Source organism: Croceitalea marina, from assembly GCF_042684265.1.
GTDB classification, from domain to species: Bacteria; Bacteroidota; Bacteroidia; order Flavobacteriales; family Flavobacteriaceae; genus Croceitalea; species Croceitalea marina.
The window spans coordinates 213,635-232,639 of sequence record NZ_JBHULB010000005.1 but is presented as its reverse complement, the minus strand read 5'-3'; the positions used below and the strand labels follow the sequence as shown (position 1 = coordinate 232,639).

The 19,005-nt window shown below is 36.8% G+C and carries 22 protein-coding genes; 11 read left to right on the top strand and 11 right to left on the bottom strand.

The window, feature by feature from the left end:
* Positions 1–82 precede the first annotated feature (82 nt).
* Positions 83–1,042 (top strand): sterol desaturase family protein, encoded by a 960-nt coding sequence (locus tag ACFSQJ_RS02045; protein WP_377765134.1) that lies wholly within the window; start codon positions 83–85, stop codon positions 1,040–1,042.
* A gap of 85 nt (positions 1,043–1,127) precedes the next feature.
* Here the strand turns inward: ACFSQJ_RS02045 and ACFSQJ_RS02040 are convergent, their stop codons facing one another.
* From ACFSQJ_RS02040 to ACFSQJ_RS02030, 3 genes are read right to left on the bottom strand one after another with little or no spacing between them, the layout of a single operon-like run.
* Positions 1,128–1,943, bottom strand: a complete 816-nt coding sequence (locus ACFSQJ_RS02040) for a TerC family protein (RefSeq protein WP_377765133.1) — start codon at positions 1,941–1,943, stop codon at positions 1,128–1,130.
* A 2-nt stretch (positions 1,944–1,945) separates the two neighbouring features.
* On the bottom strand, positions 1,946–2,323 hold the full coding sequence (locus ACFSQJ_RS02035; RefSeq protein WP_377765131.1) for a DNA topoisomerase IV: 378 nt from the start codon (positions 2,321–2,323) through the stop codon (positions 1,946–1,948).
* A gap of 36 nt (positions 2,324–2,359) precedes the next feature.
* The gene (locus ACFSQJ_RS02030) at positions 2,360–2,752 is read right to left on the bottom strand and encodes a helix-turn-helix transcriptional regulator (protein WP_377765130.1); all 393 of its coding nucleotides are present in this window, start codon (positions 2,750–2,752) and stop codon (positions 2,360–2,362) included.
* A 421-nt stretch (positions 2,753–3,173) separates the two neighbouring features.
* Here ACFSQJ_RS02030 and ACFSQJ_RS02025 point away from each other — a divergent pair, with 421 nt between their 5' ends.
* Together ACFSQJ_RS02025 and ACFSQJ_RS02020 are read left to right on the top strand one after the other, a co-directional pair.
* Positions 3,174–3,653: an Lrp/AsnC family transcriptional regulator gene (locus ACFSQJ_RS02025; protein ID WP_377765128.1), complete on the top strand. Its 480-nt coding sequence runs from the start codon at positions 3,174–3,176 to the stop codon at positions 3,651–3,653.
* 8 nt (positions 3,654–3,661) lie between these two features.
* Positions 3,662–4,186: a DinB family protein gene (locus tag ACFSQJ_RS02020; RefSeq protein WP_377765126.1), complete on the top strand. Its 525-nt coding sequence runs from the start codon at positions 3,662–3,664 to the stop codon at positions 4,184–4,186.
* Here the strand turns inward: ACFSQJ_RS02020 and ACFSQJ_RS02015 are convergent.
* Positions 4,183–4,515: a hypothetical protein gene (locus tag ACFSQJ_RS02015; protein WP_377765125.1), complete on the bottom strand. Its 333-nt coding sequence runs from the start codon at positions 4,513–4,515 to the stop codon at positions 4,183–4,185. The genes ACFSQJ_RS02020 and ACFSQJ_RS02015 overlap by 4 nt on opposite strands.
* A gap of 95 nt (positions 4,516–4,610) precedes the next feature.
* Positions 4,611–5,666, bottom strand: a complete 1,056-nt coding sequence (gene aroB, locus ACFSQJ_RS02010; protein ID WP_377765123.1) for a 3-dehydroquinate synthase — start codon at positions 5,664–5,666, stop codon at positions 4,611–4,613.
* A 91-nt stretch (positions 5,667–5,757) separates the two neighbouring features.
* Here aroB and ACFSQJ_RS02005 point away from each other — a divergent pair, with 91 nt between their 5' ends.
* Positions 5,758–6,924 carry a proline dehydrogenase family protein gene (locus tag ACFSQJ_RS02005; RefSeq protein WP_377765121.1) on the top strand — a complete coding sequence of 389 codons (1,167 nt, stop codon included), beginning with the start codon at positions 5,758–5,760 and terminating at the stop codon, positions 6,922–6,924.
* Between the two features lie 2 nt (positions 6,925–6,926).
* Here ACFSQJ_RS02005 and ACFSQJ_RS02000 read toward each other — a convergent pair whose 3' ends face one another.
* From ACFSQJ_RS02000 to porX, 6 genes are all read right to left on the bottom strand, one after another.
* On the bottom strand, positions 6,927–7,301 hold the full coding sequence (locus ACFSQJ_RS02000) for a DUF4258 domain-containing protein (RefSeq protein ID WP_377765119.1): 375 nt from the start codon (positions 7,299–7,301) through the stop codon (positions 6,927–6,929).
* 5 nt (positions 7,302–7,306) lie between these two features.
* Entirely contained in the window at positions 7,307–8,506 is a 1,200-nt protein-coding gene (locus ACFSQJ_RS01995) for an alanine dehydrogenase (RefSeq protein ID WP_377765118.1), read from the bottom strand.
* Positions 8,507–8,883: 377 nt separating this feature from the next.
* Positions 8,884–9,420 (bottom strand): hypothetical protein, encoded by a 537-nt coding sequence (locus ACFSQJ_RS01990; protein ID WP_377765116.1) that lies wholly within the window; start codon positions 9,418–9,420, stop codon positions 8,884–8,886.
* 89 nt (positions 9,421–9,509) lie between these two features.
* On the bottom strand, positions 9,510–9,647 hold the full coding sequence (locus ACFSQJ_RS01985) for a hypothetical protein (RefSeq protein ID WP_377765115.1): 138 nt from the start codon (positions 9,645–9,647) through the stop codon (positions 9,510–9,512).
* A 183-nt stretch (positions 9,648–9,830) separates the two neighbouring features.
* Positions 9,831–10,238: a tRNA (adenosine(37)-N6)-threonylcarbamoyltransferase complex ATPase subunit type 1 TsaE gene (gene tsaE, locus ACFSQJ_RS01980; RefSeq protein WP_377765113.1), complete on the bottom strand. Its 408-nt coding sequence runs from the start codon at positions 10,236–10,238 to the stop codon at positions 9,831–9,833.
* Between the two features lie 6 nt (positions 10,239–10,244).
* Positions 10,245–11,789, bottom strand: a complete 1,545-nt coding sequence (gene porX / locus ACFSQJ_RS01975) for a T9SS response regulator signal transducer PorX (protein WP_377765112.1) — start codon at positions 11,787–11,789, stop codon at positions 10,245–10,247.
* Between the two features lie 125 nt (positions 11,790–11,914).
* Between porX and ACFSQJ_RS01970 the strand changes: the two genes are divergently transcribed.
* The 7 genes from ACFSQJ_RS01970 (at position 11,915) to sucD (ending at position 18,970) form a co-directional block, all read left to right on the top strand.
* The gene (locus ACFSQJ_RS01970) at positions 11,915–13,141 is read left to right on the top strand and encodes an HD domain-containing protein (protein WP_377765111.1); all 1,227 of its coding nucleotides are present in this window, start codon (positions 11,915–11,917) and stop codon (positions 13,139–13,141) included.
* Between the two features lie 168 nt (positions 13,142–13,309).
* Positions 13,310–14,341 carry a UDP-3-O-(3-hydroxymyristoyl)glucosamine N-acyltransferase gene (lpxD, locus tag ACFSQJ_RS01965; RefSeq protein WP_377765109.1) on the top strand — a complete coding sequence of 344 codons (1,032 nt, stop codon included), beginning with the start codon at positions 13,310–13,312 and terminating at the stop codon, positions 14,339–14,341.
* On the top strand, positions 14,337–15,734 hold the full coding sequence (locus ACFSQJ_RS01960; RefSeq protein WP_377765163.1) for a bifunctional UDP-3-O-[3-hydroxymyristoyl] N-acetylglucosamine deacetylase/3-hydroxyacyl-ACP dehydratase: 1,398 nt from the start codon (positions 14,337–14,339) through the stop codon (positions 15,732–15,734). Before lpxD ends, ACFSQJ_RS01960 begins: the two co-directional genes overlap by 5 nt.
* Position 15,735: 1 nt before the next feature.
* A complete protein-coding gene (lpxA, locus tag ACFSQJ_RS01955) occupies positions 15,736–16,521 on the top strand; it encodes an acyl-ACP--UDP-N-acetylglucosamine O-acyltransferase (protein ID WP_377765108.1) in 786 nt (261 codons plus the stop codon).
* 2 nt (positions 16,522–16,523) lie between these two features.
* Positions 16,524–17,090, top strand: a complete 567-nt coding sequence (efp, locus tag ACFSQJ_RS01950) for an elongation factor P (RefSeq protein WP_377765106.1) — start codon at positions 16,524–16,526, stop codon at positions 17,088–17,090.
* A gap of 6 nt (positions 17,091–17,096) precedes the next feature.
* Positions 17,097–18,032, top strand: coding sequence for a UDP-3-O-(3-hydroxymyristoyl)glucosamine N-acyltransferase (locus ACFSQJ_RS01945; RefSeq protein ID WP_377765104.1), 936 nt, complete (start codon positions 17,097–17,099; stop codon positions 18,030–18,032).
* Between the two features lie 65 nt (positions 18,033–18,097).
* A complete protein-coding gene (gene sucD / locus ACFSQJ_RS01940) occupies positions 18,098–18,970 on the top strand; it encodes a succinate--CoA ligase subunit alpha (protein WP_377765103.1) in 873 nt (290 codons plus the stop codon).
* The last annotated feature ends 35 nt before the right edge of the window (positions 18,971–19,005 follow it).

Here is a 19,005-nt window from a genome sequence, read left to right as displayed (position 1 = left end):
AGTATGTGTTTGCCATCTAAATATTCAACAGTTTATGTATGGGCATCTAAGATGTTTATATTTGAATTAAAATAGCTTTTTTATGGATTTTACCAATCCTCTTGTTTACGGAGGTCCTTGTTTTATCATTTTCATCTTATTGGAATTAACATATAGTAAAAATCATGACGAACATCATGATTTGTATGATTGGAACGATCTTTTCGCAAGTGGTTTTATGGGTCTTGGCTCCGCGATTTTAGCGGCTTTGCTAAAAGTAGTATCGGCAATTGTAATATTCACATACGTGTATGAGCTCTTTAATCCTTTAGTAGATGGGGTGCGAACCAATGTTATGGGGTATAAATCTTTTGGTTATGCCTGGTATATTTGGCTATTATGCCAATTAGCTGATGATTTCACCTATTACTGGTTTCACAGGGCCAATCACGAAATTCGTATTCTTTGGGCAGCTCATATTGTGCACCATTCATCAGATAACTTCAATTTAGGGACAGCAGTGCGTAACGGTTGGTTTACCCTTTTGTATAAGCCTTTATTTTATATGTGGATGCCGGCAATCGGTTTCTCTCCTGAAATGGTCGTATTCTGTTTAGGTATCGAGGCCTTATGGCAATTTCAGTTGCATACGGTGTTGCTCCCTAAGCTTGGTATTTTTGAAAAATTCATGAATACACATACAATGCATCAAGTCCATCATGCCCAAAATGTCGAATATTTAGATAAAAACCATGGTGGATTTTTAAACATATTCGATAAGCTATTTGGAACTTGGCTGCCGCTAGATGATTCTATTGACGTTAAGTACGGTGTTATTCATGCCCCAAACTCTAACAACCCTATTGTAATACTAACCCATGAATTCAAGGATATCTGGATGGATATGAAAAAATCTCCAAAACTTTCCCACAAGCTTATGTATGTTTTTGGACCTCCGGGATGGAGTCATGACGGTAGTACTATGACGGTAAAACAACAGCAGCGATTGTTTGAAAAACAGAAAAGTGAAAATCCTGAGGTTGCATTCAGTAGACCAAACTAGTTCACTGAACAAAATTCAAATTAAATAAAAAGCCCGCGTCTAAGCGGGCTTTTTTATATCACAAAACTTGAGTTTTCATTTGTGTCTAATCTTCCAATATTTTTTCTTCGGCAGGTTTCTTATTTTTCTTCATCCGCATATCAAAGAACTCTACCATTAATGAGAACGCGATGGAGAAGTACAGGTAACCTTTCGGAATCGTACCAACTTCTTGGTCAAAAACTACCAAATGCGATAAGTGGGCCGCTTCTGCAATAAGCATAAAGCCGATTAATATTAGAAAAGATAATCCTAAAACTTGTATAGATGGGTGTTTCGTTACAAATTCTCCAACCGGGTTTGCAAACAACATCATTATTAAAACAGAGACAACAACGGCTATAATCATCAAGATTAATGCGTCATTTGGATTGGGGGAAATGCCATTTGTCATTCCGATAGCGGTAAGAATAGAGTCAAATGAAAAGACAATATTTATTATGGTTATTTGTATGATGGCCTTTGTCAAAGAGTTAGATTGCCCTTTTTTTACTTCTCTTTCATCATGACCTTTGTCCTCAATTTTCTCGCGTATTTCCTTAGTGCTCTTATAAAGCAGAAAAAGACCGCCTAGAAAGAGAATTAGGGCTTGCCAACTTATTCCACCATGAATCCAAGACTCACTAAGTACCAAAAATGGCTTCTTTAGCGATGTAAGCCACGTGATTCCGAAGAGGAGCACTATACGCATGGCCATGGCGAGAACAAGCCCAATATTGGTGGCCTTCTTTCTATCTTTTTTCTCTAGTTTACCCGCTGCAATTGAGATAAAAATAATATTATCAATGCCTAAAACAATTTCAAGAAAAGTTAGTGTGAGCAGTGCAATCCATGCATCTGGACTGGTAAAAATTTCAAACATGGTTAGTCGTTTTTAATGGCAGTTCCTCTTAATTTTTTAGAATCTCCCACAGTATTAAATTCAAATGTATAAGAACTATCGGTAGTTGTCAAGATTTTTATATGAATAGACTTTTCTTCTTGCTTGTTTTTCGGGTTCAATTGCTTTAAGATATATTCACAATCGTTGATCCATCTAACGCTTGAAGTATCGACTTGATTTCTAAAATAATCGATTTCGATGCCATCTTTTCTAACAAAAGTAGTGGTAAGGCTATCCCCCTCAACAACACTGGTAAAGCTAAAAGCACCATTTTTAAAGTCTTTGCAATTTCTCTCAGGAGCTTCTTGGCAAGAAAACATAAGGTTCAGTATCAATAACTGGAGTAGGGGTTTTTTCATGGCCGAAAAGTACTAAAATACTTATCCATATAAAACCTATTTATTAGGATTATACGATTCAAAAGTACCGTCTTTGTAAAAAATCACCACTTTATTAATTTCTTTTTGCGAATTACTTGAGAGCTTTTCAGGTTCTTTTGTGGTATTTGAACTTTTGTTTGATAGGGTCTCGATTTTGGAAGGTAGAGACTGGTTTTTTCTTTGGCTGGGGGAGGGGAAGTCACCTTTACCTTGCAATAACCAATACAAATCAATCTCAGGATATACCTTGATGATTTTAAGGATAAAGTCAAGACTTGGTTTATTTCTATTATTAAGTATATGTGATACACTAGAACGGGGCACAGCTATGGCGTCTGCGAATTTAGCAGATGTCAGTTCGAAATGGGAAATTACTTTTTGAAGTCTATTTGAAATTTCTGAATTCACAATTGTAAATAATTCTTTATCGTAAAATTAGAATATTGAATTTAGAAGAAGTGCTAATATTGTCTTAAATAAAATTTAGCATGATCTTAAGTATAGGTAATGAATAATAAATATCTGATTTTCAATGTAATAAAAATTAAAAATTCAAAACACGGTTAGTGGGATGAAAATGTGAATTTTCGTCTGCAAAATTTGGAGTGTAAATGCCTATTTGGGTTCATGATTGTAAATAACCTAAATTGAAATGCCAGGGTTCGTTAGTAAAAAAGACATATTTTTTTGGGTATTTAATGTTATAAAAATTTAATTCTTGTACTGGAAAAGTTAAAAACCATCTTTTTCTTACATAATATTCAAAAAAAATAATGTTTTCTTACGTTTTATTCTCTAATTCATTAATTTTGTTGAAAATAATATTGAAATGAACAAAGTAAAGCTTGACGAAATAGATCATCAGATTCTGGATATGTTAATCGACAACACCAGAACACCGTTTACCGATATTGCCAAAAAGTTATTGATATCAGCGGGAACAGTGCATGTTAGGGTTAAAAAGATGGAGGAAGCCGGTATAATTAGAGGGTCTTCTTTAACCTTGGATTATGTTAAATTAGGATACTCTTTTATAGCATATGTTGGTATTTTTCTTGAAAAGACCCATCAAACAAAGTTTGTTTTAGAGCGTTTGGCCCAAATACCTAATGTAACCGTTGCTCATATTACGACAGGTAAGTTCAATATTTTCTGTAAAATTAGAGCTAAGGATACTACACATGCCAAAAACATCATTTTTAAAATTGATGATATTGATGGAATAAGTAGAACCGAAACCATGATTTCTTTAGAGGAAAGCATCAATGATAAAAAGCGCTTAATGCATACTATTTTTAATGAGCTATAAAAGGTTTGATGAATAGTAGAGATTTAGATGTTTCTGAGTATAACAGTTATTACCAACCGTACATTGATATATTGGGTGAAACTGATTTAATGGATGGTTTAAAGACTGGCCTGGCCTCCTTAGTTGATTTCATTGCTGCTCTTCCTGATGATAAAATGGACTTTGCATATGCTCCAAAAAAGTGGTCGATAGCTGAAGTCCTTGTTCATTTAATCGATACCGAACGGATTTTTCAATACCGCGCTTTACGTTTTTCTAGAAACGATAAAACCCCATTACCCGGTTTTGAACAAGATTTATTTGTTCCGCAGAGTAGAGCGAACTCTAAAGGTAAAATGGCAATTACAAACGAATTTAAAACTGTGAGGATGGCGACCATCGCATTATTCGAATCTTTGAACGATGAGGAGTTAATGCGTTTCGGAGTTGCCAGTGATAGTAAGATGAGTGTGCGCGCACTTGGGTTTCTTATGTGTGGGCATTTAAAACACCATAAAAAAATTATAGAGGACCGATACCTAGGTCATAACTAATATAAATCTTCTGAAATATCAAGATCAGAATCAGTTTCTGCTTCTAGCTGCGATTCTTGGTTGTTTTCAAGAACTCCTTCAGCAGGTTTGTTCTCAAGTTCTTTTTCAATGGTATCTTCAAAGGTCGCTATGAAGTTAGAAAGGCTATTACTAATCTTTACAAGGTATATCGTATCATCGGTTTTAACCTCTACGGCTTCCACAACCTCTCCATTGGGTTTTCTAAGTATAATGATGTCTTCATCACCGTAACCATGTGGATATAGGTCTATTAATAATGCTGCGACGGTGTGGTCAAGTCTTTTATAATCTACAATAACACGTTTCATAGTAGGTGTTTTAGGTTTAGGTTACCTAAGCTATGAATTTTTTGATGCTGGCCTTTTAAAGAGTTGTCAATTAAAGTATTTAGTATACGTAACAGTTATTCTTTGTAGTAAGCAAATGCTTTCTTGAATAATTCTAGTGGCACTTTAACATCTAAAACGGGTATTCCTATTTCTTGTAAGAGTACGAAGTTCACATTGCCGTGTGTATTTTTCTTGTCGTGCTTTAGTAAATCTATTATGATTTCGATATCCTGATCAGTAAAATCAACTTTTTTAAAGTGACTCAAAAAAGCTTTCTTTATTTCATTCAAGTCTAATTTTGAAAGGCCCGACAGTTCATGAGAAAAGTATCCTTCTAAAATCATCCCAATAGCAATGGCCTCCCCGTGCAAGAGCGTTTTTAAATGAGGGCTATCTAAAAAATAAGATTCAATCGCATGCCCAATGGTATGGCCATAGTTCAGTTTTTTTCGGATCCCTTTTTCGGTAGGGTCTTGCAGAACGACGCTATTTTTTATGGCTACCGATTTTCGAATAAAATCTGTCGAAGAAAAATCTTTTGTATTGATAAGTTCTTCCCAATATGTAGAATCACTTATTAAACCGTGTTTAAGCATTTCGGAAAATCCGCTCTTAAGTTGTCTTTCTTCTAATGTTGCCAAGAATTCCGGAAAAATCAAAACCATGACCGGTTGGTTGATTACCCCAACCTGATTTTTTAAAACACCCAAATCCACCCCAGTCTTTCCACCGATTGATGCATCTACCATTGCCAAAAGGGTAGTGGGTATGTTTATAAAATCTATCCCTCTTTTAAAGGTGGAAGCTACAAAACCTCCTAAATCGGTAACAACACCGCCACCTAGATTTATTAGCAAACTTTTTCTATCGGCCCCTAAATCTGATAACTGTTGCCAGACTTCTAAGCAAGTAGCTATGGTTTTATGTTCTTCACCAGGTTTGATCTCAATAATGGCATCAATCTTAAAATCGACAATCGCTTCAAATTTGTCCAAGCAAAGTTTTCTGGTATTTGTATCGACTAAAAGAAAAACCTTTGAATAAGTAGTGTTTCTTGCATGCTGACGAATAGTTGCCTTTGCTACTTCGGTAAAATGAACATCATATGTTGATGCTGATACGGTCTCCATGAACTCAAATATGCTATAAAATAAAGACTTATTTTATTGATAATAATAAGAAAGGCGTGCTTATCTTTGATTCTTTATCAATTTGCAAAATATGCAGCGAATTTTTGAGAATACAGCAACAGCTTTTCAATTAAAAACAGATTCAGAATTAGAGCGAGCCTATTTCCTTTTTAAAATGATTGCCAATGAGCCTTTGGTGCGAATCGGTACGGCAATGACCAATTTTGCCATTAAAGCACATCTGCCGGTTGAAGGTCTTATTCGGGCAACCGTATTTGACCATTTTTGTGGGGGCGTCAATGAAGAAGATTGCCTACCAGTGGTTGACAAAATGTATGAAAAAGGAGTTTGCTCCGTATTGGATTATTCTGTGGAAGGGCAAGAAGGCGATGATCCTTTTGACAGTGCGTTGGAAACTATTTTAAAGATTCTTGATTTTGTAAAAGAGAAAGATGCGATTCCTTTTGCAGTATTTAAGCCTACAGGGTTTGGTCGATTTGCGCTTTATCAAAAAATAGGAGAGGGAAAAGAGCTTTCTGAGGAGGAATCTCAAGAGTGGCAACGGGTGATAAATCGGTTTGATAAGGTGTGCCAAAAAGCCTATGATTTAGATGTTTCGTTATTGATCGATGGTGAAGAAAGCTGGATGCAAGATGCCGCGGACAAGGTGGTAGAAGATCTAATGCGCAAGTACAATAAAAAGAAAGCCATTGTTTTTAATACGCTACAGATGTATCGCTGGGATAGATTGGATTATCTAAAAGGTCTGCATCAAAAAGCCTTGGCCGATGGATTTAAAATAGGAATGAAAGTGGTGCGTGGCGCCTATATGGAAAAGGAAAATGAAAGAGCCAACGAACTTGGTTATCCCACCCCAATTTGCGCTTCTAAACAAGCAACCGATGAAAATTTTGATGCTGCCGTTGCATATATGCTAGAGCACCTTGATGTTATTTCCCTATTTGCTGGAACGCATAATGAAGAAAGCTCTTATCGCTTGATGGAATTGATGAAAAATGCTCAGGTAGCCAATGAAGATTCAAGGGTGTGGTTTGGGCAGCTTTTTGGAATGAGCGACCATATTTCATTTAATCTAGCAGATCAGGGGTATAATGTTGCCAAGTATTTGCCTTTTGGACCTGTAAAGGATGTAATGCCATATTTAATACGTAGGGCAGAAGAAAACACTTCGGTGGCCGGACAAACGACACGAGAACTCGGACTTTTAAAAAGGGAGCGGGAACGTAGAAAGATATAGTCTTATTGGTCTAGTGTGATTTTTTCGATTATGATATTGGTTTCGCAATTTTTTAATTCGATTTCCTTTTCTTCAAAATTCACGAAATATGTTTTGCAAGATTGTGCCTTGGTATCACTTTTGCCAAAATCAACATTACCATCAGTAAAAGCCTGTGAAATAAACAGACTATCTAAACCAATAGTTTCTATTTGTTCTTGTGCTAAATCGGAGTAAGAGATGGCTTTAGAACGAAAATCTTTTAAAGTTCTACAATTGGGCAGGTAACAAAAATCGATACCTTCTTCACCAGATTTCTTTTTTAGAATAAATGCCAAAAAGACAAGCCCTATTGAAACCCCAACGAGGTACCATCCCAAACGTTTTATAAAAGCCATTAAAATTAAAAAATTAAAAAATTGATATCGTTATATGAGAGGTTAAACCAGTCACCTACAGATTTGTTGGTAAGAATGCCATGGTACATATAGAGCCCATTACGTAAACCTTTATCAAATCGAAGGGAATGTTCTAAACCACCATCTTCACCTAACTTAAGCAAATAGGGCGTAAAGATATTACTTATAGAAATAGTAGAAGTTCTTGGATATCTTGAGGGAATGTTAGGCACTCCGTAATGGAGTACGCCATATTTTTCTACAGTAGGTTTTGCATGTGTAGTAACTTCTGAAGATTCAAAACATCCACCGGTATCGATACTCACATCAATGATGACTGCACCCTTTTTCATATTTTCTACCATAGAAGTAGATACTACCACGGGAGATCTATCTTGACCCCTTGTGGCACCAATAGCGACATCGCAACGTTTTAGCGCCTTAAGCAAATTCTTTGGCTGTATGGTAGAAGTATAAATTGTTCTATTAAGGTTGGTCTGAATATTTCTAAGCTTGGTAATAGAATTATCGAACACTTTAATGTTTGCACCGAGCCCGAGTGCAGAACGTGCGGCAAATTCTCCAACGGTACCAGCACCGATAATAACGACCTCTACAGGTGGCACACCGCTAATATTACCGAACATAAGACCATTGCCCTTATTGGTGGTTGCCATAAGTTCTGACGCCACTAGAATAGAGGATATACCGGCTATTTCACTCAGCGAGCGCACCGCAGGGTATTTACCGTCTTCATCACGGATGTACTCAAAAGCAATGGCCGTGATTCGTTTTTTGGCAAGCTCCTCAAAATATTTTTTGTTTTGAGTTTTTATTTGGAGCGCGGATATCACAATCGTCTGCGGATTCAACATGCTAATCTCTGCAAGGGTAGGGGGCTCTACTTTTAAAACAATAGGGCAGGCAAAAACCTTTTTGATGTCTTTCGAAATTTCGGCGCCTGCATTGGTGTAATCTAAGTCTGAATAATTGGCCCCTTCACCTGCACCAGCCTCTATAAGAACACGATGCCCATGTGCGGTTATCGCATTAACAGCATCAGGGGTAAGGCAAATACGTTTTTCTTGAAATTGGTTTTCTTTGGGCAGGCCAATAAAAAGCTCACCCTTTTGTTTAAGGACTTCTAAAGTTTCTTCTTGAGGTAATAGTTGCTGTTTGCTAAACGGTGAGGATGGTTGCGCCATTAGTTGTTAAACTGAAAATTTAATTTATACCTTACCGTAAAGCTATTCAAAAAATTATAATTATTTGAGCCTGTATAAAAAGTATAAAAGAATGTCATATTGTTATGTCATACTGAACCTGCCGAAGTATTGTCGAAATAGGTTAACTAATAACTATTAAAAAACTCGAAATGAAGAGGAGTTGCTTTTCGAGTCATTTCGAAATGAGTAGTCCTGCTGCGATTGAGAAATCGCATATAAACAATTACTTATAGGTGAGGTGTTTTTAGATTTCTCACATTCACTCCATTCCGTTCGAAATGACAGCATGTGTTGAGCTCTGTCGACATGACGGTTTTTGGAACCTATAAATTACAAACTGTACAACAGATTTATACCTACATTTTTTTTGAGAGTGTCTCTTTACGTTGCTCTAGTTTCTCTCGTTCCTCTCTAAGCTCTTGTTTAGCTTTGAGTACTTGTAGCTCAGTATCCATTGCTTTTAAATCAATACCATGTACATACTTATCTACCAATTTGATTCTAATAAAATAGACAATAGGTATAATAACCATAGAAACTGCTACTACATATAAAATTTCATTTTCATCGATATTTCCTGTATTTGAAACTGCACTATACAACTGGAAACTATACATGGCAATGGGTATTAGAATAGCATGGTACCACCACTGCTTACTTGTTACAAACCAGATTATTAATAAAAGTAAAGGAATAAGTTTTGTCAAATAGAAATAGATTGCCGTTGAAGCATCTTCAAAACCGTTTGACCCAATATTAAAAAAAACAAAATCTATAATCTTTTGTTCGGGTAAGTATTTATAGGAATAAAATAAGATAGGAGACAATGCGACAAATAGGGCTATGAACCCTTCAAATATTAATCTTTTTTGTGCAGATTGTTTTTTTTTCATTATAGGTAATAACTCAATTTATTTCGGATTATTGCATAAAAAAACCCTTTATTTAAAAAGGGTTTTTTAAAAGATAATGCGCAAAAAGACTACTCTTTTTTAATAATAGATCTTTTTACTTCACTAGTATCACTTAAAGTATCATCAGAAATGATAGTAGTTGATACAGCGGTCATTGCCAAAAAGGCAACAGCCAAAAATCCAAAAAATAATTTTCTAGTGTTCATCGTAACTAAAAATTTTGGTTAATAAATGAATTCATTCGTTACAAAAGTAAGTAATTTCAACGATAAAATATGCATTTTACCGATGAAAACTGTCTTTTGACAGACTTACTTAACTTTTGGGCAGATGAATCGTTCTCGTGGTCTTAAGGTAAAAAAACTTCAATTAACAATACGTTAAGAAATTTAATACTCGATTAGACGGGTGTTTTCATCGATGAGGTGTAGGTGAATTTTTGTACTATCCTCTGGGAGTAGTCCGGCTATCTTTTCTGGCCACTCAATAAAAATATAAGCATCAGAATTAAAATAGTCATCAATGCCCATATCTAAGGCTTCTTCTTCATTCTCTATGCGATAGAAGTCAAAATGGTAAGCTACTAATTCCCCTTTCGCATTATGGTATTCATTAACCAAACCAAAGGTTGGGCTGTTACCCGAATCTACAACCCCCAATTCTTTAATGATTGCCTTAATAAGCGTGGTTTTACCAACACCCATTGGGCCATAAAAACAGATAATTTTTTTATCAAATTTGGAAAGCAGTTCTTTGGAAACTTTGCTAAGTTCCTCGATAGTAAATCGTAACTCCATATAGAATTATTTTGCCTCCAAAACTACAAAAGGAATGATCATTTCCTCTAAACTTACGCCTCCGTGCTGATAGGTATTTCTATAATACCCTACATAATGGTTATAGTTGTTGGGGTAGGCAAAAAACAAATCGTTTTTAGCAAAAATATAAGAGCTACTTACATTGATATTGGGCAGGTGGATTTTCTTAGGGTCCGTTGCGGCCAAAACGTCTTTATCCTCATACGTAAGACTACGCCCTGTTTTATAGCGTAGGTTTAAACTGGTTTCCCGATCCCCGATGACTTTAGAAGGATGCTTAACATTTATAGTGCCATGATCCGTAGTAATGATCAGTTTTTGTCCTAAACTTTGCGCTTGTTGGATAATATCTAAAAGCGGGGAGTTTTTAAACCAGCTTACCGTCAATGAACGGTAGGCTTTATCATTACTTGCCAGTTCTTTTATAACTTCCATTTCGGTTTTGGAGTGGGACAGCATGTCCACAAAATTGTATACCAAAACGGTCAAATCATTATCTTTCTGTGCTTTGTAATTATGGGCCAGTTGCTTCCCTTGCTTAAGATTGCTGATCTTATGGTATTCCCACTTCAGGTCAAGCCCCAATCGTTTTAATTGTGCTCCTAGAAATTCTTTTTCATAAAGATTTTTTCCGCCTTCATCGGTATCGTTCTTCCACCAATTGGGGTGCTGTTTTTCCATATCCAAAGGGGTAAGGCCAGAGAATATGGCATTTCGGGCATATTGGGTGGCAGTAGGTAAAATACTGAAATAGGGTACTTCTTTTTTCTTTTTATAAAATGTAGAAAGGGTTTCTTCAAAAGCCAACCACTGATCGTATCGTAGATTATCAACTACCACCAATAGCGTTTTCTCATCCTTTAATTCGGGTTTGATAAGCTTTCTAAAAAGGGTGTGAGACATTATGGGGCCATCCTCATCTTCAAACCAATCGGTGTAGCGTTTGTCTATAAACTTGCTGAACTGCGAGTTTGCTTCAACCTTTTGCGATTCTAGAATTTCGAACATGCTAGAATCTTCTATTTCTTCCAACTGTAACTCCCAAAAAATCAATTTTTTATATAACTCGGCCCATTCTTCATAACTGTTGACCATAGAAAGGTCCATCGCAATTTTCCGAAATTCTTGTTGGTAGTTGGCCGTGGTGCGTTCAGATACCAGTCTAGAATTGTCAAGGCTTTTCTTTAGACTCAATAAAATTTGATTTGGATTTACGGGTTTAATCAGATAGTCGGCAATTTTACTTCCGATAGCCTCATCCATAAGGTATTCTTCTTCACTTTTGGTTATCATTACCACAGGTAGTGAGACATCGATTTGTTTAATTTCCGTAAGCGTTTCCAATCCAGAAATTCCTGGCATGTTTTCATCAAGAAAAACAATATCAAAAGTTGTTTTTTCGATTTCTTCAATGGCTTCTTGCCCACTTTGGCATGTGGTGACTAGGTAATTTTTCTTTTCAAGAAATATAATATGGGGTTTTAGTAGGTCTATCTCGTCATCGACCCACAGAATGGAAATCTTCTTCATATCAGTGAAACTCGTTTTTAAAAGTAAGCTTTTAGAAATGATAGTTGAACCGACCCTGAACTTTACTATAGGGTCTCACTAGTAATGCATAAATTTGAAAAACAAATGTTCAAAAATCATTAAACTTGGCACAGACCAATAAGCTTAAAATATTTAACGATCCAATCTACGGTTTTATTGGCACTCCCAGTGAACTTATTTTCAACTTGATTGCGCATCCTTTTTTTCAACGACTTCGTAGAATTTCGCAAATGGGCTTGTCTTTTATGGTTTACCCGGGTGCCCATCATACGCGTTTTCATCATGCATTAGGCAGCATGCACCTTATGCGCCAGGCGATTCGAGTGCTGCGTTTTAAAAAAGTGGAAATTACCGAAGAAGAAGAAACTGGTTTGTTGGCAGCAATTTTATTGCATGATATAGGTCATGGTCCTTTTTCCCATGCGCTTGAGCATACTTTGGTTTTAGATACGGATCATGAAGCAATCTCCCTATATTTTATGAAATCTTTGAACAACGAGTTCAATGGCGCTTTAAGTACCGCGATTTCTATTTTTAAAGGAGAACATCCCAAGAAATTCTTAAACCAATTGGTTTCCAGTCAATTGGATATGGACCGTTTGGATTATTTAAAAAGAGATAGCTTCTATACTGGGGTAGCAGAAGGAAATATCAGTTCTGATCGGTTGATAACTATGCTTAATGTCTATGATAATGAACTGGTGGTTGAAGAAAAAGGCATCTATTCGGTCGAAAAATTTTTAATGGCCCGTAGGTTTATGTATTGGCAGGTCTATTTACATAAGACCAGTTTAGTAGCCGAGCAATTGGTAATAAAAGTTATCAAAAGAGCGAGACAACTTATTTTAGAAGGGCAGGAAGTAGCCGCTTCCAAGGCCTTGTTATTTTTTTTAGAGCAAAATACTTCTCTTGATTTTGAGAATGAGGCATTAAAAATATTCGCTTTGCTTGACGATGTTGATGTTTTAGCTGCATTAAAATCTTGGCAGTCGCATCCAGATTTTGTGCTATCTAAATTAGCCTCAATGTTGTTAAACAGGAATCTGTTACACATAAAAATCAAGAACAAGCCTATTGAAGATAATAGAATTTCTACAAAAAAGGAGTGGGTGATGGCGAATTATAAGGTCAAGGAAGAAGAATTGTCTTATTTCGTTTTTTCAGGAGTAATTAGCAATAGGGCTTACAATGAGAAGTATCAGAATATCAACATTCTAAGAAAAAATGGTAAGCTTACAGATGTGGCCAAAGCATCTGACCATCTCAATTTAAAGGCACTGTCAAATACGGTTACGAAGTACTATGTTTGCTATCCGAAGGAAAGCGTTTGACAAATTTTCTTACTTTTGCCAAAATGAAACGATACTCAAAAAGTAAAACCAGAACATTTCATTAATTCTGGATTTATTTTAAATGAGAGAACGCGTGAAGCAAGTAGTTACACACGTCCTTAAATTTTATGAGAATTTTGTTTTTACAAAGTATAAAATTTTAAACGTTTGAAATTTACTGCCACCCAAATTGCCGGAATTTTAGAAGGAGAAGTTGAAGGTAATCCAGAGACCGCCGTTCATAAACTTTCTAAAATTGAGGAGGGAGAATCAGGTTCTCTGACCTTTTTGGCGAATCCAAAATATACCCCCTATATCTATTCCACAAAGGCTTCAATAACCATCGTAAATAGAGACTTTATACCTGAGCAGGCTCTTTCTACAACGTTGATAAAGGTCGAAGATGCCTACAAGTCTTTTTCAAAACTCTTAGAATATTACAATCAAGTAAAAAATAATAAGGTAGGCATTGAAAGTCCGTCTTTTGTTTCTGAAAGTGCGAGTTATGGCAAAGGATTTTATTTAGGGGCCTTTTCATATCTAGGTGAGAATGTTAAGATTGGTGATGATGTAAAAGTCTATCCAAATGTATACATTGGAGATAATGTAACCATAGGTGATAATGTTCAACTTTTTGCCGGTTCAAAAGTATATTCAGAATCCATTATTGGTAATGGTTGTGTAATTCATAGTGGTGCCATAATCGGGGCCGATGGTTTTGGTTTTACCCCGAACGAAAAAGGAGAATATAGTAAGGTGCCGCAAACGGGCAATGTAATTTTAGAAGATAATGTAGATGTAGGTGCTGGCACTACGATAGACCGCGCAACTTTAGGCTCAACGATTCTTAGAAAAGGGGTGAAGCTCGACAATCAGATACAGATAGCACATAATGTTGAAATCGGTGAACATACGGCAATAGCCGCTCAAACCGGTGTGGCCGGTTCTACCAAAATTGGTAAGCACTGCCTGATTGGTGGTCAAGTAGGCATCGTTGGCCATATCACTATTGGTGATCGAGTACGAATTCAGGCACAATCAGGTATTGGAAGAAATGTTAAGGATGATGAAGTGCTGCAAGGCTCACCTGCTTTGAATTATGGAGATTACAATAAATCTTATGTGCATTTTAAGAACCTTCCAAAACTGGTTAATCAAATACATAATTTAGAAAAGAAAATTGACAATAAAAACGATTGATGTGAAGCAACGTACAATTGCCAAAGAAGTAATATTAAAAGGTGTTGGGCTACATACGGGTGAAAACGTCACCATGAAGTTCGTTCCTGCACAAGAAAATCACGGTTATGCTTTTAAGCGTGTTGATTTAGAAGGAGAACCTATTATTGAAGCTGATGCAAATTATGTCATAAATACGCAGCGTGGCACCAATTTGGAAAAGAATGGCGTAAAAATACAGACTTCAGAGCATGTTCTTGCGGCGTTGGTAGGTCTTGATGTGGACAATGTGCTGATTGAATTGGATGCCCCGGAACCTCCAATAATGGATGGGTCTTCCAAGTTTTTTGTGGAAGCTATCGAAGAGGCTGGAATCGTAGATCAAGAACAAGAGCGCGATGAGTACATTGTAAAAGATGTAATCTCCTATAAGGATGAAGCAACTGGTAGTGAAATTACTATAATTCCTTCTGAAGAATATCAGGTAACTACAATGGTTGATTTTGGTACTAAAGTGTTAGGTACCCAAAATGCAACTTTAGAGAGAATGTCCGATTTTAAGGATGAAATATCCAATGCTAGGACCTTTAGTTTTTTACATGAACTTGAAATGTTGTTAGAACACGGACTTATAAAAGGCGGTGATTTAAACAATGCTATTGTTTATGTGGATAAAGAAATTTCTGAGTCCACCATGAAAAAGCTAGAAAAGGCTTTCAATAAAAAGAAGCTTTCCGTTAAGCCCAATGGAATTTTAGATAACCTTACCTTGCATCAACCCAATGAGGCCGCTCGTCATAAATTATTAGATGTAATAGGAGATTTGGCATTGACCGGAACCCGTATTCGAGGCAAGGTAATAGCCAATAAACCTGGGCATTATGTAAACACGCAGTTTGCAAAAAAACTGGCCAAGATCATTAAGATAGAAAGAAGAAATAAGGTACCCAGTTATGATTTGAATCAGACCCCCTTAATGGATGTCAATCAAATTATGGATATGCTTCCGCATCGCCCTCCATTTTTATTGGTCGATAAGATATTGGAGTTGTCCGATACGCATGTGGTAGGCGTAAAGAATGTAACCATGAACGAGCCTTTCTTCGTTGGTCATTTCCCTGGTGCGCCAGTAATGCCTGGTGTTTTACAAGTTGAAGCAATGGCTCAGACCGGTGGTATACTAGTGTTGAGTACCGTTCCGGACCCAGAAAATTATCTTACCTTCTTCATGAAAATTGATAATGTAAAATTTAAGCAGCAAGTAGTACCAGGCGATACCTTGATTTTTAAATGCGACTTGATTTCCCCAATTAGAAGGGGTATCTGCCATATGCAGGCATATGCATATGCAAATGGAAAATTGGTATCAGAAGCCGAGCTTATGGCCCAAATAGTTAAAACAAAAGGCGAATAATATGAATCAGCCACTTGCTTATGTGCATCCTGGGGCAAAAATTGCAAAGAATGTAGTGATAGAGCCCTTTACTACCATACACAATAATGTCACTATTGGCGAAGGAACCTGGATCGGTTCAAATGTGACCATTATGGAAGGTGCTAGAATTGGTAAGAATTGCAATATTTTTCCAGGTGCCGTAATTTCCGCACCGCCACAGGATCTTAAATATCAAGGAGAAGAAACTACAGTAGAAATAGGCAATAATACTACAATTCGAGAATGCGCTACAATAAATAAAGGTACCGCAGACCGCATGAAAACCGTAATAGGCAAAAATTGTTTGATTATGGCGTATTGCCATGTTGCTCATGATTGCTTTGTCGGTGATGGTTGCATTTTCAGTAACGATTCTACATTGGCCGGGCATGTAACCATTGGTCAGAACGTAGTTTTGGCAGGTATGGTTGCTGTGCATCAGTTTGTATCGATAGGTAAGCACGCTTTTGTAACAGGAGGTTCTTTGGTTAGAAAAGATGTTCCTCCCTTTGTTAAGGCCGCACGTGAACCGCTCTCGTATGTTGGTATAAACTCTGTTGGATTACGAAGAAGAGGATTTGAATCAGACAAGATTAGAGAAATTCAGAATATTTATAGAATACTCTATCAAAAAAATTACAATAATTCCCAAGCGGCCGAAATTATCGAGGCCGAAATGGAAGCGACTCCAGAACGAGACGAAATACTACAATTTATAAGAGATTCTCAACGTGGAATCATGAAAGGATATTTTAGCACAAATTAATTATGGCAAGTACATCAGATATTAGAAAAGGGTTGTGTATCAAATACAATCATGATATTTTTAAAATTATTGAGTTTTTACATGTGAAGCCTGGTAAAGGACCGGCTTTTGTGCGAACAAAGCTAAAAAGCGTTACGACCGGCAAGGTTATTGACAACACTTTTTCCGCAGGGCATAAAATTGACGATGTTCGTGTTGAAACGCGATCCTACCAATATTTGTATCCAGAGGGTGATACTTATCATTTCATGAATACAGATGATTATAATCAAATAACGCTTCAAAGAGAAACTTTAGATGCACCTGATTTATTGAAAGAAGGGGAAGTGGTCAAGGTTTTGTTCAATACCGAAGACAGCATGCCACTTTCTGTAGAAATGCCTGCAAGTGTTATTTTAGAGGTAACCCAATCAGAACCTGGTGTAAAAGGTAATACGGCTACAAATGCCACCAAACCAGCTGTAGTAGAAACAGGAGCACGAATTAATGTGCCACTTTTCATCAACGAAGGTGATAAAATTAAGATTGATACCGAAAAAGGAGCTTATTTAGAGCGGGTAAAAGAATAAATCTGAATGAAGTTTCCAAAACCGTATACCTTAAAAGAAATTGCAGGTTTAATAGATGCTGAGTTTATTGGGGCTTCAGATTTTGAGGTTTTAGGGATGAATGAGATTCATGTGGTCGAACCAGGCGACATTGTTTTTGTAGACCATCCCAAATACTACGACAAAGCCCTAAATTCGGCTGCTACGATTGTTTTAATAAATAAGGTGGTTGATTGTCCGAAAGGGAAGGCCCTTTTAATTTCTGATGATCCGTTTAGGGATTTCAATAAACTTACTAAACATTTTAAGCCATTTGTAGCCTCTAATGCATCAATTTCCGAGACGGCAACAATTGGTGAGAATACTGTAATTCAACCAAATTCTTTCGTTGGAAACAATGTAAAAATTGGTAATAATTGTCTCATACATTCCAATGTGGCTATTTATGATGACTGTATTATTGGTGACAATGTAACCATTCATGCTGGAACTATTTTAGGGGCTGATGCTTTTTACTACAAAAAACGGCCAGAAGGTTTTGACAAATTGGTATCCGGCGGTAAGGTTGTCGTAGAAAACAATGTAGATATTGGTTCTAGTTGTACTATAGACAGGGGAGTCACAGGTGATACAACAATAGGTGAAGGCAGTAAACTTGACAATCAAATACAAATTGGGCATGATACGGTGATAGGCAAAAAATGCCTAATCGCTTCACATACCGGTATTGCTGGTTGTGTGGTCGTAGAAGATGAAGTTACCTTGTGGGGTCAAGTAGGGGTTATAAGCGGAATTACTATTGGTAAAGGTGTTGTAGTTTATGCACAATCTGGTGTTGCTAACTCACTTGAAGGTGGCAAAACCTATTTTGGGAGCCCTGCGGTAGAGGCAAGAGCCAAAATGAAAGAACTGGCCACCATTAAAAATATGCCGTCAATTCTTAAAAAATTAGAAAATAAATAGCTGATGATTACTTTTCATTTGCTTTTCAAACCACTATTTTTGTCAACGTTAACAAAGAAAAAACTATGAGTGTTTTAGTAAATAAGGATTCAAAAATAATCGTACAAGGTTTTACAGGCAGCGAAGGTACTTTTCATGCTGAACAAATGATAGAGTATGGTACCAATATCGTTGGTGGTGTAACGCCAGGCAAAGGTGGTCAAACACATTTGGATAAACCTGTATTCAATACAGTAGAAGAGGCTGTGCAAAAAGTTGGAGCAGATACTTCTATTATTTTTGTTCCTCCAGCATTCGCGGCTGATGCAATAATGGAAGCTGCTAATGCGGGAATTAAGGTTATCATCACCATCACAGAAGGTATTCCTGTAGCTGATATGGTTAAAGCAAATAACTATATAAAAAATATGGACTGTACTTTGGTAGGTCCTAACTGTCCTGGTGTTATTACTCCTGGTGAAGCTAAAGTAGGTATCATGCCAGGTTTTGTTTTCAAAAAAGGAAATATCGGTATCGTTTCAAAATCAGGTACGTTAACGTATGAAGCGGCCGATCAAGTAGTGCGTCAGGGATTAGGAATTACTACGGCTATAGGTATTGGTGGAGACCCAATAATAGGTACAACGACCAAAGAAGCTGTTGAAATGCTGATCAATGACCCCGAAACGGACTGTGTTGTTATGATTGGTGAAATTGGAGGTCAATTAGAGGCCGATGCCGCACATTGGTATAAAGAGAGTGGCAGTAAAAAACCCGTTGTTGGTTTTATTGCAGGTGAAACAGCTCCCGCGGGCCGTACTATGGGTCATGCTGGTGCTATAGTCGGAGGCAGTGATGATACGGCTCAGGCTAAGAAAAAAATTATGTCAGAATGCGGTATTCACGTTGTTGATTCGCCCGCTGAAATAGGTAAAAAAGTTAAAGAAGTGGTAATGTAGTTGTAGTATTCGCTAAGTCTACATATTTTGTTACA

Bases quoted from the DNA above. Each gene is read 5' to 3' on its own strand.
- ACFSQJ_RS02045 (WP_377765134.1), top strand. From the start codon at position 83: ATGGATTTTACCAATCCTCTTGTTTACGGAGGTCCTTGTTTTATCATT.
- ACFSQJ_RS02040 (WP_377765133.1), bottom strand. From the start codon at position 1,943: ATGTTTGAAATTTTTACCAGTCCAGATGCATGGATTGCACTGCTCACA.
- ACFSQJ_RS02035 (WP_377765131.1), bottom strand. From the start codon at position 2,323: ATGAAAAAACCCCTACTCCAGTTATTGATACTGAACCTTATGTTTTCT.
- ACFSQJ_RS02025 (WP_377765128.1), top strand. From the start codon at position 3,174: ATGAACAAAGTAAAGCTTGACGAAATAGATCATCAGATTCTGGATATG.
- ACFSQJ_RS02020 (WP_377765126.1), top strand. From the start codon at position 3,662: ATGAATAGTAGAGATTTAGATGTTTCTGAGTATAACAGTTATTACCAA.
- ACFSQJ_RS02015 (WP_377765125.1), bottom strand. From the start codon at position 4,515: ATGAAACGTGTTATTGTAGATTATAAAAGACTTGACCACACCGTCGCA.
- aroB (WP_377765123.1), bottom strand. From the start codon at position 5,666: ATGGAGACCGTATCAGCATCAACATATGATGTTCATTTTACCGAAGTA.
- ACFSQJ_RS02005 (WP_377765121.1), top strand. From the start codon at position 5,758: ATGCAGCGAATTTTTGAGAATACAGCAACAGCTTTTCAATTAAAAACA.
- ACFSQJ_RS02000 (WP_377765119.1), bottom strand. From the start codon at position 7,301: ATGGCTTTTATAAAACGTTTGGGATGGTACCTCGTTGGGGTTTCAATA.
- ACFSQJ_RS01995 (WP_377765118.1), bottom strand. From the start codon at position 8,506: ATGGCGCAACCATCCTCACCGTTTAGCAAACAGCAACTATTACCTCAA.
- ACFSQJ_RS01990 (WP_377765116.1), bottom strand. From the start codon at position 9,420: ATGAAAAAAAAACAATCTGCACAAAAAAGATTAATATTTGAAGGGTTC.
- ACFSQJ_RS01985 (WP_377765115.1), bottom strand. From the start codon at position 9,647: ATGAACACTAGAAAATTATTTTTTGGATTTTTGGCTGTTGCCTTTTTG.
- tsaE (WP_377765113.1), bottom strand. From the start codon at position 10,238: ATGGAGTTACGATTTACTATCGAGGAACTTAGCAAAGTTTCCAAAGAA.
- porX (WP_377765112.1), bottom strand. From the start codon at position 11,789: ATGAAGAAGATTTCCATTCTGTGGGTCGATGACGAGATAGACCTACTA.
- lpxA (WP_377765108.1), top strand. From the start codon at position 15,736: ATGAATCAGCCACTTGCTTATGTGCATCCTGGGGCAAAAATTGCAAAG.
- efp (WP_377765106.1), top strand. From the start codon at position 16,524: ATGGCAAGTACATCAGATATTAGAAAAGGGTTGTGTATCAAATACAAT.
- ACFSQJ_RS01945 (WP_377765104.1), top strand. From the start codon at position 17,097: ATGAAGTTTCCAAAACCGTATACCTTAAAAGAAATTGCAGGTTTAATA.
- sucD (WP_377765103.1), top strand. From the start codon at position 18,098: ATGAGTGTTTTAGTAAATAAGGATTCAAAAATAATCGTACAAGGTTTT.